Source organism: Paeniglutamicibacter sulfureus (assembly GCF_030512175.1).
Lineage (GTDB): Bacteria > Actinomycetota > Actinomycetes > Actinomycetales > Micrococcaceae > Paeniglutamicibacter > Paeniglutamicibacter sulfureus.
Genome location: NZ_JAULBL010000002.1, coordinates 426,097 through 439,385, shown reverse-complemented (window position 1 = coordinate 439,385; position 13,289 = coordinate 426,097). Strand labels below are relative to the sequence as shown.

The window sequence follows — 13,289 nt, the reverse complement described above, 5'->3', positions numbered from 1 at the left end:
ACCCTAGAGGTGCGCGGCAAACAAACGGTCGAGCTTGATGAACGAGGACTCCCATCCGGCACGCGCCGGCTCCAGGACCTCGGACGGCAGCGGACCCTGGGTGATCCTCAGCGCGGTACCCGCCGGGCAATCGGAAAACTCCACGCGCAATTCGATGACCAGGTTCAGGGTCATTTCATGCGGTCCATCTTCCCCGACCAGCAGCTCATGGTCCCTGACCTCGGTGAATGTCGCATGCACCGGCGAAGTTTGGGTGGGGTCCTCAAGCAAGTGCATCACGAACTTCTGTACGCCGCCGACCCGGGGCTCAATGTCCACCGTGTCCACATGTACGCCCCAGCCCTCCGGGCCGAACCATTCGGCCAGGATTTCCGGTTCTGTAAAAGCTGCCCACACCGCGCCTCGGGGTGCGGAAAATTCGCGATCAATGACGAGTTTGCCCATATCCATGCGCACGAGATTACCCCGGTTCGAGCGATGGACCGAATAATCCGCCGCTTCTGTGGGGGCAAACACGCACCACCGGTTGATGAAAGGATTGGGATCATGACCGTGATGAAATCAATCCTGCTCTTCGGCGTGGCCGCCCTGCTCGAAATCGGGGGCGCCTGGTTGGTATGGCAGGGAATCCGCGAGCACCGGGGCTGGCTATGGGTCGGGGCCGGCGCCGTGGCCCTGGGACTCTACGGCATCGTGGCCACGCTCCAACCCGACGCCAACTTCGGCCGCATCCTGGCCGCCTACGGCGGCGTCTTCATTGCCGGTTCGCTGTTGTGGGCGGTCTTCCTTGACGGGTTTCGTCCGGACCGCTGGGACATCGCCGGTGCCATCGTTGCCCTGGCCGGGGTCGGGCTGATCATGTACGGCCCGCGCGGGGCCTAGGAGCACTGCCCGAGCCCGGATGCTGGTCCCACTCCCATCTCCTGGGAGCACCCCACGAGCCGGCCCTTCTCGGCATCGTTCCTCGCCTCGTGCATGAAGCGCACCTCCTCACCCGGCACACCACGGGCCGCCAGGTCTTCCCTCAACTGGTCGAACACGTTCCAGTCCGGGGATGGGGTGCCCAGGTCGCAGAACACGATTTGAAGTGCCCCGGGGCCGGGTGGGGTTCCCGGTGGCCGGGTCTTCGTAGATCCGGTCCTAGTTCTTTTCATACAGCCCAGCGATCAAGTCGACCGCCGCACCGGTCTTGGTGGCCGCTTCCAGCAGCTCGAGAGTCGGGTCCGCCAGGCGCATGCCCAAGGCTGCCTTGCGGCCACCGCTGGCACTTTTCAGCATTGGGATGTCGCCTCCCTTCCGCTCTACGGCCACTCCCCACAGATAAATAACAACCGGTAATAAATATTATGTCAACCAGAATAGAGACAAAGTGCATTTCCTGCACTTTGTTGAAAAATGGAGAATCTTCCTCGATGGAGCATCATCCCTGATCAACCAAGGATTCACCATCAATGATTCGTGGACGGTCGACCCGTCGCGGACGCACTTCACGGCTTCCAGCAAAGGGCGGTTAACCAAGTACTTCATGATTTCTATTGCAATTTACGCAGGAATCATGCAAATATCGCAGGCATGAACGCTGGTCGTTGTCATCGCTGAGCACGGCAATGTGGTGTCCTTCCCGCACCGCGAGCTCGAACCAGATGCCGATGCCTTCCTTGAGGAGATTCTTGACGGGTAGGCACAGGCCCAACGCGCCCGCAGCCTGCGCGAGCACCACATCTCCGTGGGTCGCCGCAACGTCATGCACTTCACGGACTTCTCGGGCAAGTTCCCCTGGCAATGGTTGCCGGTCGACGCCGACGACTGGTTCGCCCACCTACGGTCAGGAGGAAGGGACGGGAAGAGCGTGCGGTCCGCGCTTCCGTGCCCCACCATCCCTGGTGAGAACCGAATGGAGTTCACTCAGACGCTCGCCGAGGACGGCTCTGGCGAAGGGAAATTTCCTGTGTTCGCTAGGTGTCCCGCAACATTGACGAGTTTGATGTTGCTACGGGAACTGGCTTGTGCCAAAAGGGTAAAGGCCTCTGCAGCCGTGAGCTTGTAACGCTCCACGAGGATGCCTTTGGCCTGACCGATGACGTCCCGTGAGGCCAGCGCCTCACGCATCTGTCCAATTTTTGTGTGCCCATGAAAACCACGGTCGCATGCGCCGCAACTAGCATCCCCGCGCGCACCGATTCCCCGTCAAAGGCGTTGACCTGCCGGCTGTAGAGATTGAAGGTTCCCGCATTGTTGCCATCGGTGAATAGCTGGAAGCAGAGCATGCTTGACGCACCCAAAGCGCGGGCCTCCAGAGAAAACCTGGGCCAACGACTCTCACTGGCCATGTCAGGAATCATGATTGTTTTACGTTCGTAGACGGAGTCGAGGCACGGCCCTTGCCCGACCTGCTCCTGCAGCGCATCCATTCTCTGGGCCAAGTCCCCCGAGAAGGCCCTGGCCTCGATCTTCTGGCGATTCACCACCAGGCCGATGGATGCTTCCTGGGCCCCGGGGATGAGCCCAACGGCTGTGCACGCCAGGCAATCAAGTACCGCCGTTTCGTCCATTTCGCTGTGCAACAGGCGGGCAAGCACATCCATCAGCTCTGCCAGGCCACCTTCCAAGGGCATGCATCGGTCCTTTTCGTCTTCACGGATGCTGGTGTCCGCCCGATTCTCGGCCATGCCCCATTCTTGCAACCAACTGCCGAACCACCAACACCGGAGTACTCAATATCTTCACGGCAATCCGATTCGACCGGGCACACGCAATCGGCATCACTGACGAGGGCCCGATTTTTCGGCCCCGGACCCCGTGGTCAGGGGTTCCAGATTTGGTCCCGGTGATGCAGCATGTGAGGACGCAGCAAGTAGCTGCGGCACGATCTCCGGAAGGGGCCGCACCAGGACCAGCCACACCGCACGCACGGGCACCGAGCGCAACAACGTCCAGAAGCCGGCGCTGGCCGTCGGCGCCGTTTTGCTGCTTGTCGGGATCTTGGGATGCGTTCCCGGATTCACCACCAACTACGACCAATTCTCCTTCGCTGGCCACCACTCGGAGGCGATGCTGATGCGCGTGTTCCAGGTGTCCATCCTGCACAACATCGTGCACCTGCTCTTCGGGGCAGCAGGCATTGCGACGGTCAGGACCCGGGACGCGGCCAAGCACTACCTGCTCTGGGGCGGAGTCATCTATCTCGTCTTGTGGGTCTACGGGCTGCTCATCGACCACGACAGCGACGCCGACTTCGTGCCGATGAACGACGCAGAGAACTGGCTGCACCTGGTCCTGGGCCTCGGCATGGTCGCCCTCGCACTGCTCCTCACCGGGACAAGAACAGGACCGCGGGCACGGCCAACACATGATAGACCCCGCTGACACGATGGAATCCGCGGCATCGGAAAGCGCACGAGTACCCATCCGTACCGGCGTTGCACCTGGTCCGCGATGCCATCACCGCCCGAAACCTGAGTGGGATCCGCATCGCCGACGACCGACCATTCGTAGCTACGAGCCCGACCGGCGACTCTGCCGGGGTCCACAAGACCCCGGCAGAGGCCATGGAATACCGGACAGCTCGGGCTCGGGCTCGGGCTCGGGCTCGGGCCAGACTAACCGGTTCGGTGCTACTGCTTCTTGAGGGAGATGTGCGTAGTGAATTTGGCTGGGGCATCGAGGTTTGCGTCATCATCTATGCCTACGCGCAGCCGTCCCACCAGTTCGCCGCCCAACCACCCCGTCCCCATGGCGATGACGGCTGCCAGCAGCGCAAGCACGAAGGCCATGGTGCCAGGCACGTTTTCCTCGGCGTTGCCGCGGAGCCACCAGCTGATCGCGAACAATACGATCATGACGGTGTTGCCGGCACCATGCAGCAACCCGATGCGCTTGGCGCGTGTTTCCTTTGGGATACCGGTGAAATCGATCAGCCCGAATACTGCGGCAAGCAACCCGCTCAGTACTCCGGCGGCGATCATCAGGTAAGAAGCCGTCGTGAACCGGCCGTTGTCGGTCAAAAGTCCGATCACGTCGAACACGACCGCCGTGGCAAGCAGCCCGAGCGGGAAGACAACCAATTGCTGGTGAATAGCATGCCCTGCGGCTTTTGCCCTGCTCTCCATCTCCGCCTCCATTGACGAATGGTTGGGGTGCCCGATATGTATGGCATCCAGTTGCGAGGCTATCCGCCATTTCCCTTAGAAGCCAGAGGCCAGTGTTGGGCTTCAGAACCTTCTGGTCCCGGACGCCGCCTGGCAGGACCTTGACGCAGCAGGACCCTTCGCGGGGTTGACCCACGGTGACCCGTGGACCGAGCATGGCGTCGATGATTCCATCGGGGGCGCCATCTCCATGGGGCAATCGATCTCCCAAGCCAGTTCCAGGGTTCGGTGAACAGTCAGTTGAGAGGTCAATGCCAGGGCCACGCGGCGCTCGGAACCGAATTCGCCCAACACCGGTTCAAGGACGCGCTGAGAGCCTGCCTCTTTCCCTCTAAGCCTTGGATCAGCCGACTTGGTCGATGGCGCGGACAACTGCAGCCCTCGCGGCAGCGTTCAAAACCCTGTCAATGCCTGCGGCGCGCTGTTCTGCCACCTCGATTCTTGCCCGGGCTGCGTGGTGGCCGTTCCCCTGGTCGGCTTCTCTTTGGCCGGGGTGGCGGTTTCAGCTGCGGATCCACCGCGGCGGAGCTCTTCATTTCCGGCAACAAGTGTGAACATACTGGACTGATAAGCATCCATACCGGCGAAGAGGGACTTGATGCAATGAGGGCAGTTACCTGGCAGGGAAAGCGTTCGATCAGCGTGGACGAGGTGCCGGATCCGGTCATCCAGGAACCCTCCGACGCCATCATCAAAGTCACCTCCACCGCAATCTGCGGCTCCGACCTCCATCTATACGAGATACTGGGCCCCTACATGAAGAAGGGCGATATCCTCGGCCACGAACCCATGGGGATCGTCCAGGAGGTCGGCAGCGCCGTCAGGAACCTGAAGGTCGGTGACCGGGTGGTCATTCCCTTCAACATCGCCTGCGGCACGTGCCTGATGTGCCGCCTGGACCTGCAGTCGCAGTGTGAAACCACCCAAGTCCGCGAAAAAGGCCTCGGCGCTCCCATCTACGGGTACTCCGAGCTTTATGGTTCCGTCCCGGGCGGCCAGGCCGAATACCTGCGCGTGCCCTTCGCCGATTATGGCCCCATCAAAGTGGGCCAGGACCTGCCCGATATCCGTTATCTTTACCTCTCCGACATCGTGCCCACCGCCTGGCAGGCCGTGCAGTACGCGAACGTGCCCGACGGCGGCACCCTGACGGTCTTCGGATTGGGACCGGTGGGGCAGTTCGCCGCGCGCGCCGGTGTGCATCTGGGGTACCGGGTGATCGGCATCGAGCCCGTGCCCGAACGGCGCGCCATGGCCGAACGGCACGGCGTGGAAACCCTGGACTTTCACGGGAACATTGGCGATGAACTGCGCGAAATGACCGGAGGCCGGGGGCCGGAATCCGTCCTGGACGCCGTGGGCATGGAAGCCCATGGCTCCCCGGTCGGTACTTTCGCCCAGCATGCGGCCGGCCTGCTGCCGGACCCGCTCGCACAAAAAGCCATCGAAAAGGCCGGGGTTGACCGGCTGAGCGTTCTGCACGCGAGCATTGACGTTGTTCGCCGCGGCGGCACTATCTCCATCAGCGGCGTTTACGGCGGCATGGCGGATCCCATGCCGATGCTGACCCTGTTCGATAAGCAGATCCAGATGCGCATGGGCCAGTGCAACGTCAAACGGTGGATCGATGATCTTCTGCCCCTGGTAGAGGACCCTGCGGACCCGCTCGGCGTCACCGACCTGATGACCCACCAAATCCCCCTCGATGAAGCCCCCGAGGCGTATGAGGTGTTCCAAAAAAAGCAGGACCACTGCATCAAGGTCGTCCTCAAGCCCTGACCGACCCCTCATCTACCCGGAACTGCAACTGAACCGGTGAGAAGGGAATCCTGTGACACATCCCCCGAGAGGTGAAAAACCAGACGGCACAGCATCTCGAGGGCCTTGGGACCTTGGCCTCCGCGGCCCTCGGCCTTCCCGGCCGGCTCTGTTCCTGCCCAGCATGTGGAGCGCCGTGTCGCTCTGTCAGGAACAGGGCCCCTCATGAGGGTGGGCAGTGGAGCGCTGTACGGTTCCGGCTTGTTTGTGGTCAACGAGGCGACTGCTCCTTCGCTGCGTGTGTCCCCGGGACCCAAGGAAAGCCCCTGGCGGGCGAACGCAAGAGGCATGGACGCGCACATGGTTCCCGGAATGGCCAACAAAGCCTGCCGCGTCAATCCGACCGTGCCCGCTGATCATTACCCCGCAGTGGCTGCCCCGCCGGGCCGGCGGGGACGGTGAGAGGCCAAGGCCGCGGGGCACCTGGAGCGGTGGTCGTGATCACGGGTGCTTCCAGCGGTATCGGGCGGGCCACCGCACACACCTTCGCCAAAGCCGGTGCCCGCCTCGTCCTCGCGGCCCGCAGCGCGGAAACCCTTCAAGAAGTCGCCGCCGAATGCACCACGCACGGAGCGCAGGTGATCGCCGTGCCCACCGACATCAGCGACGAGTCCCAGGTCCAGGCCCTCATCCATTCAGCGGTTGAAGCGTTCGGGCGGATCGATGTGTGCATCGGCGGTGCCTCCGTCTACAGTTACGGGACCTTCGAAACCACCCCACCTGACGTGTTTCGCCGAATCGTTGAAACAAACCTTTTCGGTCCCGTCCACACTGCCCGCGCCGTGCTGCCGCACTTCCGGAACCAGGGCCACGGAACCCTGATTCTCATCGGATCGGTCTATGCCAAAATCACCTCGCCATATATCTCCCCCTACGTGACCAGCAAATTCGGACTGCTCGGCTTCACGGAGGTGCTGCGCCAAGAGTTACAAAAATCCAAGCACATCCACATCTGCCTGGTCCTGCCCGCAACAATCGACACCCCCATCTACCAGCACGCCGCGAACTACACCGGCAAACGCGTGCACCCGCTGCCCCCCGTTGCTTCCCCGCATCGTGTGGCCCGGGCGATCATGGGGAACGCGAAACGGCCACGGCCGGTAACCGTAGTCGGCCAGATCCAGCGCACCTTCGTCCCGGTCCACGGCGTTTTCCCGCGGTTCTACGACCGGTGCATCAACCCGGTGATGGACCTGCTCGCCCTGCGAAAAGGCCCCGTCTCCCCTTCGAGCGGTACGGTCTTCGCCCCTGACCCTTCAAGCAACCACGTCACCGGGAATTGGCGGTCCAACCGCATCAGGGGCTTCGGCACTGCCGGCACCATTCTTGGCCTCTGGTTGATTCTCCGGCACAGGCGCCAGCCGGATCACGGCCCTCGGTTCTTGGTGGTACTTCGTTCATCTGGGACCAGAAGCATCGAAAAACGAGGGCGGCTCAAGCGATGCGACACGCCGGAGGGCCAACCACTTTCTTGGTGGTTGGCCCTCCGAAGGTTCAACGTCAAGCTCAGGAGAGTAAATCGAGCTCCCAGTCCTTGACGTCGGCCAACGGGGCAAAAAGGCTCGCGTCCAGCTCGTCGAGAGGCCGCCCGTGGCGGACCCGATCCGGCCAGTCTCTGTTGCCCAGAGCCGCCTTGCCCAAGGCAATGACATCGGCTGTGCCGTCGGCCAGCAGCGCTTCAGCTGTCTCGGGGTCGTCCAGGTGTCCGTTGGCGATCACCGGCAACCCGGAGTGCCGCTTGGCCAGGGCGGCCAGCGAGGGACTCCCGTCGCCGAACGCCGGAGCATAGGCCTTGTACTCGGTGGTGTGGATGAAGTCGACGCCTGTGTCACCCAGAGTGGAGAAAATGATCTTGGCCTCATCAATTCCACCGGCCCACCGGTGGTCGTGGTCACTGACCTTAGCCTGGGAGATCCGGATACCCACGGTCATTTCTGGTCCGACGGCCTCACGCACGGCACGGGCGATCTCCGCAGGGAAACGCACCCGGTTCTGGGCGGAGCCTCCGTACTCGTCAGTGCGGAGGTTGAGGTAATCGGTGAGGAACTGGTCCAGCAGGTAGCCGTTGGCGCCGTGAATCTCCACGCCATTGAACCCGGCAGCCTTGGCGCGCAATGCGGCATCCACAAAGCCTTGTCGAACGTCCTGCATTTGATGCCGAGTGATTTCAGCAGGCACCCGGTAGGGCCCCTCGCCGCGATAGAAGGCCAGTTGTTCCCCCTTGGGCGCGACCTCGGAGGGACCCACCGTGGCGTCCGCAAAGCGGCTTCCCTGCGCTTGGGATCCAGCGTGCATGAGCTGGGCGAATATTGCGGACCCTGATGCGTGGACGGCGTCTACAACCCTGGCCCAGGACCGGGCCTGTTCATCGGTTGCCAGACCAGGCTGATGCAAGTAGCCCTGGCTGTATGAAGTGTCGGGATAGATCCCCTCGGTGATCAGCAGTCCGAAGCCGCCCCGGGCGAAAGCCTCGTAATAGGAGACCATCTTGTCCGTGACCAATCCGTCCTCGGTGGCACTGACGCGGGTCATGGGGGCCAACGCCACACGGTTGGGCAACAACGTGGAACCGATCTTCAGACGCGACCAAAACGGGCTGGGGTTTGTCATGTTTATCTCCTTGGATCTTCAGGGTTGGCGCTATTCCGTTGGGAAGCTTGAGCATATTGGTTACCCAAACGATTGTGTGCGTAAACACGGCCAGCGTTCGGTTTGTTGAATTTTCGGGATTTCTAGTTTGGTCTGTCGGGGACCGCTTTGTCGCCAACTGCACCGTGCATGACCAGGTCCATGCATAGGCGGGGCATGGATCCGCACGAGAGCGGCAGGGCAGAAGAAGCAGTTCAACGGCTTGCGCACTTTAGTGCTAACTCGCACTGCCTTACCCGCGTTCAAAGTACGACATTCTTCATAGTACTAGAACTATCGTACAATAGATTCGCAGTCAATTCAGCAATCGAGGAGGCCAAGTACACGTGCGCGCTCTCGCCCACCCGTCCCAAGCAGAGATGCAGCTGGACACCGTGCTGTCCGCGTTGTCCGACCCAGTGCGACGACAAATTGTTGGCCAACTCGCGAACGCATCAATCGATCAGGCTTGCAGCGCCTTCCAACTGCCAATCAGCAAGTCCACCTCCACATATCACTTCAGGGTCCTGCGTGAGGCTGGCCTGATTAAACAGCGCTACAGCGGCACCACGATCCTCAACACGCTACGAGCAGCCGACATTGAAGTCCGGTTTCCGGGATTGCTGCGGGCGGTTCTTCAAGCCGCCCGAAGTGAAACAGCCGTCGCCACATCCGAAGTGCAATGATGGGGTGCAGTTCCGTCGGTTGGTCGCAGAAGCCCGAAGCGCCCCCAGGGCGGGACTGCCTGACGTGCGGCAGCTCCCGCCTGAATCACCGAGGCTACGCGACGTGCCAGCCTCCACAGTGCTTCATCCGGCGTCCTGGAAACGAGCAGCGAAGTGTCGTTTTCACGGGGCCGGGGCCGGCAGCGGAACAGAGCCCAGGATGGTCCCGTCCACTGCAACCATGGTGAACGGCGCGAGCCGGTGTGGGAATTCCACCGCCGCGCTATGTCCTTCCAATGCCCTGACGCCGAGCCCAAACGCTGCCAGGCGGAGATGCGTTGGAGCAGCACCGGATCGAACAAGGACGACTGCAGATGCGCTCCTGACATCCGCGGGCGGAGGCAGGTAGTCGCTGAATTCCTCGGCTCTTGCGGATCCCCGGTATTCAACAAGAGCCGCATCCAAGGCTTCCCAGCCGGGGACGGCGCAGTGCGGTGCAACCAGGTCGAGCAGTTCGTCAAAGTTCGAAGTGGTGCGAGCCGCACCTGTTTGTCTGGTAACCGTCCACCCGCCGGGGAACGTGCCGACCTTGATCCCACGGCACACCCCAGTGAGGAAACGGCCAATCGAGGCACGCCGGATTGGGCCGGAGACCATGGGTCCGGCCCAATCCGGTGCGATGCGTGCGCAGGCTCCACACATGTGCGGGCCGAATTCCTTCCGGTTACTTCTGGCGCGGGTTGCGCGCCTTGAACTCTTCAGCGATGGAGTTGAAGTCGGTCCACTTCACGCCCTCGTGGCTGTTGATGTGCTCGATCAACCGCTCAAGCATCAGCAGGACCTGCGGCCGGCCGGAGACGTCGGGGTGGATCGTCATGGTGAAGACCGCATGGTCGTGTTCGCGGTACACCCAGTCGAACTGGTCGCGCCACATTTCTTCCAGGTGGCGAGGGTTCACGAATCCGTGGCTGTTCGGGCTGGACTTGATGAACATCATCGGCGGCAGGTCATCGAGGTACCAGTTGGCCGGGATCTCCACGAGGTCGGTTTCCACGCCGCGGACCAGTGGCTTCATCCAGGTGCTGGCGGGCTTGTCGTAATCGATCTTGGTCCAGCTGTCCCCGACACGCACGTAGTACGGCTCGAAGTCGCGGTGCATGAGCGAATGGTCGTAGGCGATGCCGCGTTCAAGCAAGAGCTCATTGGTGACGTTGGAGAACTCCCACCACGGCGCCACGTAGCCGGTCGGCCGTTTCCCGGTGCGCTGCTCGATCAGGTTGATGCAGTGATCCAGGATGTCCGTCTCCTGCTCGCGGGTCATCGCGAGGGGATTCTCGTGGCTGTAGCCGTGGACACCGATCTCATGGCCGGCCGCGACAACCTCGTCGAACTGCTCAGGGAAGGTTTCGATCGAGTGGCCCGGCCAGAACCAGGTTGCCGGCAGGTCGTACTTCTTCAACAAGGCGTTCAGTCGCGGGACGCCGACCTCGCCGGCAAACATGCCGCGTGAGATGTCGTCCGGGGAGTCTTCTCCCCCGTAGGATCCGAGCCAGCCACCTACGGCATCAACGTCGATGCCGAACGCCACGGAAATTTCTTTTGCCATCTTCATTCCTTATCTTGTTTCGGATCGGTTTAAATGTGAGCTGCGAGCAGCTCAGGGTTTGGTTTTTGGCCGTGTGAGAGCATCAATGCCAAGAGCAGGCGGGCCTGGAAAAGTGGCAGCGAGCCGAGCTGCAGCGCGCCCGCCCTGACCACGTCGGCCCCGCCTCCGTTGCCGTAGAACGGGACCACGGGGCCTTCTGGAACCCGGGTGCCCAACCCTACGGTGATTCCAGCCTGCACGGCTTCCTCGACCCAGGCCAGGATCGACGAATTGCCGTTGCCCACGCCGCTGCCGGCGATGATGACGCCTCGGGCTCCCGCCTCAACGGCGGCCCTGGCAAGGGTGGCGTCGGAACCCGGGTGGACGGTAACGATGTCGACTCTGATGCTATCGAATGCGGGCGGGGGCAGGGCAAGAGCCCTGGGCCGGATGGGGGCCGACATGAAATGGGGTTGGCCGTTTGCGATTTGGCCGATTGGTCCGCCGTCCATGGTCTTGAAGGGGGAGGGCGCGACGGTGTGGGCCTTGCGGGTGCCCCTGGCTGCATAGATGTTGCCGGCGAAACTGATCATCGTGCCCTTGTCGCGGGCGGAAGGACTTGCCGCGACCGCGATGGCCTCCTGCAGGTTTCCCGGGCCGTCCGGGCAGGGGTGGTCGGCAGGGCGTTGGGCGCCGGTCAGCACCGCGGGCTTGGAAGAGTGCTGGACCAGGTCCAGGAGATATGCCGTTTCTTCCATGGTGTCGGTTCCGTGCGTGACTACGACGCCATCCACGCCGCCATCGGCCAGTTCCGCGGCGACAGCTTCGCAGATCAGGCGAAGTTCGCGGTGGCCTAACAGGTAGGAACCGAGCCGCATGACATCACGTGAGGACACGTTGGGCCCTCCAGCGGCGATGCCGCCGAGCAGTTCGCCCGCTCCGCGGCTTGCAACCGAGGCTCCTCGATCGTTTTCGCTCGAGGCAATGGTCCCTCCCGTTGCCAATACCGAAACCTGAGGCATGCTATGCACCTTCACCTGGACCCTTCTGTCGCATGGATAGTCCCGCTTCAATTGCTGCCGCGGGAACGAATACCGCTAGCATGCCCCACACAAACGTTTGCCGCAAGTGCGTCATGTCACGTCGCCGCTATGAAATATGCTGGGTCATTGATGAGTGCACAACCGGTCGCGCAGGCAGCCGAGGCACGCGGCACCTTCGGAGGAGACATGGACAAAGGTTCAGGACCCGTTACCTTGCGCATGATTGCCGATGAGGTCGGGGTCAATGTTTCCACCGTTTCGCGGGTCATCAACTCCTCCGACAAGGAGGCCCGGCGCTGGGCCTCCAGCGACATGATAGACCGAATACGAACGGTGGTTGCCGCCCGGGGCTACCAACGAAACCCCCACGCAGCGAGCCTGCGCACACGTCGCTCGGGGCTCGTGGGCGTACTGGTCCCCCGGCTTCAGGACTTTGTCCTGGCCACCGTCTACGAAGGCATCGAAGAAGCCGCAACGGAGCAGGGGATCTCCACCTTTGTCACCAACTCCCTCGACCGGCCGGAAAACCAGGCCTCCCGCACCGAGCTCATGCTCTCGCGGCGCGTTGACGGGCTCATCTTCGGCGATGCCCATACGGGGGACCCGTTTCTTGACACCCTCGCCAAGCGCGGCATCAAGTTCACCCTGGTCTCCAGGCGGTCGGGCGACCACATCTCCGCCACGTGCGACGACATCATGGGCGGTAGGCTCGTTGCCGAGCACCTTCTGGCGACCGGCCGCAGGGACATAGGCATCCTGTCGGGCCGCGACTACGCCTCCACCGGCAACGACCGAACGGCCGGGGTGGTCCAGGCCTGCTTGGAAGCAGGCATCAGGATCCGTCCCGAGCGGATCGTCCACGGAGGCTTCGATGCCCCGGGCGGACGGCAGGCAACCGAACGCCTGCTTGTGCAGGGTGGCTGCCCCGATGCCATCTTCGCCACCAACGACTTCGCCGCCATTGGCGCCATGGGCGTCTTGCGCGATCGCGGCATCACGGTGCCCGACGACGTGGCCATCGTCGGCTACAACGACACCCCACTGGCGGCCGAGCTTTCCATCCCACTGACCACGATCCATTCGCCGATGCATGAGATGGGACGGGCCGGGTTGAACCTGCTGCTCGCGATGCTGCGTGGCGAACCCGTCGAGTCGGTCCGACTGGCTCCTGAACTGATTGTTCGCGCCTCGACCGCAAGCTGAAAGTCAGTAATGCCTCGGTCGTAAGGGTGACAAGCAACACCTTTCCCGTGTATCGTCCCTTTCTGACACATGCACAAACGTTTGTGTATGTGCTCTCACACACTCACGCAGGTTCCCCGCATTCCACGGGCCCATCTTGTTCGACCGTTTGCGCAAAAGTTTGTGAAACTTTCTCCACCCGAAAGGAAAGGAGCAGTCC

14 protein-coding genes and 1 pseudogene are annotated in these 13,289 nt (G+C 62.3%); 6 read left to right on the top strand and 9 right to left on the bottom strand.

Translation table 11 applies throughout. The features are described from left to right. Positions 1–3 precede the first annotated feature (3 nt). Entirely contained in the window at positions 4–450 is a 447-nt protein-coding gene (locus Q2T94_RS08690; protein WP_264271569.1) for an SRPBCC family protein, read from the bottom strand. Between the two features lie 96 nt (positions 451–546). Between Q2T94_RS08690 and Q2T94_RS08685 the strand changes: the two genes are divergently transcribed. Next, positions 547–882, top strand: coding sequence for a YnfA family protein (locus Q2T94_RS08685; protein ID WP_264271568.1), 336 nt, complete (start codon positions 547–549; stop codon positions 880–882). A 258-nt stretch (positions 883–1,140) separates the two neighbouring features. On the opposite strand, the gene Q2T94_RS08680 is transcribed toward Q2T94_RS08685, so the two are convergent. The 4 genes and pseudogenes from Q2T94_RS08680 to Q2T94_RS20555 form a co-directional block, all read right to left on the bottom strand. After that, complete coding sequence (locus Q2T94_RS08680) at positions 1,141–1,278, bottom strand: hypothetical protein (protein ID WP_264271567.1); 138 nt, start codon at positions 1,276–1,278, stop codon at positions 1,141–1,143. Positions 1,279–1,510: 232 nt separating this feature from the next. Beyond that, positions 1,511–1,750, bottom strand: a complete 240-nt coding sequence (locus Q2T94_RS08675; protein WP_302263692.1) for a hypothetical protein — start codon at positions 1,748–1,750, stop codon at positions 1,511–1,513. Positions 1,751–1,905: 155 nt separating this feature from the next. Next, a complete protein-coding gene (locus Q2T94_RS20560) occupies positions 1,906–2,109 on the bottom strand; it encodes an ANTAR domain-containing protein (protein ID WP_367281534.1) in 204 nt (67 codons plus the stop codon). A gap of 86 nt (positions 2,110–2,195) precedes the next feature. Further along, positions 2,196–2,552 (bottom strand): annotated as a pseudogene (locus tag Q2T94_RS20555) (GAF domain-containing protein); the annotation flags it as partial. Positions 2,553–2,799: 247 nt separating this feature from the next. Between Q2T94_RS20555 and Q2T94_RS08665 the strand changes: the two are divergent. Then, entirely contained in the window at positions 2,800–3,366 is a 567-nt protein-coding gene (locus Q2T94_RS08665; RefSeq protein WP_425566747.1) for a DUF4383 domain-containing protein, read from the top strand. 248 nt (positions 3,367–3,614) lie between these two features. On the opposite strand, the gene Q2T94_RS08660 is transcribed toward Q2T94_RS08665, so the two are convergent. Further along, positions 3,615–4,109 (bottom strand): DUF2231 domain-containing protein, encoded by a 495-nt coding sequence (locus tag Q2T94_RS08660; RefSeq protein ID WP_302263690.1) that lies wholly within the window; start codon positions 4,107–4,109, stop codon positions 3,615–3,617. Between the two features lie 642 nt (positions 4,110–4,751). On the opposite strand from Q2T94_RS08660, the gene Q2T94_RS08655 reads away from it, so the two are divergent. Both Q2T94_RS08655 and Q2T94_RS08650 read left to right on the top strand, forming a co-directional pair. Then, positions 4,752–5,927: a zinc-dependent alcohol dehydrogenase gene (locus Q2T94_RS08655; protein ID WP_302266386.1), complete on the top strand. Its 1,176-nt coding sequence runs from the start codon at positions 4,752–4,754 to the stop codon at positions 5,925–5,927. A 476-nt stretch (positions 5,928–6,403) separates the two neighbouring features. Beyond that, positions 6,404–7,504 carry an SDR family NAD(P)-dependent oxidoreductase gene (locus Q2T94_RS08650; RefSeq protein WP_302263689.1) on the top strand — a complete coding sequence of 367 codons (1,101 nt, stop codon included), beginning with the start codon at positions 6,404–6,406 and terminating at the stop codon, positions 7,502–7,504. Here Q2T94_RS08650 and Q2T94_RS08645 read toward each other — a convergent pair. Continuing rightward, complete coding sequence (locus Q2T94_RS08645; protein ID WP_302263688.1) at positions 7,473–8,576, bottom strand: NADH:flavin oxidoreductase; 1,104 nt, start codon at positions 8,574–8,576, stop codon at positions 7,473–7,475. The two genes, Q2T94_RS08650 and Q2T94_RS08645, sit on opposite strands and share 32 nt — an antisense overlap. 398 nt (positions 8,577–8,974) lie before the next feature. Here Q2T94_RS08645 and Q2T94_RS08640 point away from each other — a divergent pair, with 398 nt between their 5' ends. Beyond that, positions 8,975–9,280, top strand: a complete 306-nt coding sequence (locus Q2T94_RS08640) for an ArsR/SmtB family transcription factor (protein WP_302263687.1) — start codon at positions 8,975–8,977, stop codon at positions 9,278–9,280. A 703-nt stretch (positions 9,281–9,983) separates the two neighbouring features. Here Q2T94_RS08640 and Q2T94_RS08635 read toward each other — a convergent pair. Then, entirely contained in the window at positions 9,984–10,865 is an 882-nt protein-coding gene (locus tag Q2T94_RS08635; protein WP_302263686.1) for a polysaccharide deacetylase family protein, read from the bottom strand. A gap of 29 nt (positions 10,866–10,894) precedes the next feature. Beyond that, a complete protein-coding gene (locus Q2T94_RS08630) occupies positions 10,895–11,866 on the bottom strand; it encodes an asparaginase (protein WP_302263685.1) in 972 nt (323 codons plus the stop codon). A 150-nt stretch (positions 11,867–12,016) separates the two neighbouring features. Between Q2T94_RS08630 and Q2T94_RS08625 the strand changes: the two genes are divergently transcribed. Next, positions 12,017–13,090, top strand: coding sequence for a LacI family DNA-binding transcriptional regulator (locus Q2T94_RS08625; RefSeq protein ID WP_302263684.1), 1,074 nt, complete (start codon positions 12,017–12,019; stop codon positions 13,088–13,090). Positions 13,091–13,289: the final 199 nt, after the last annotated feature.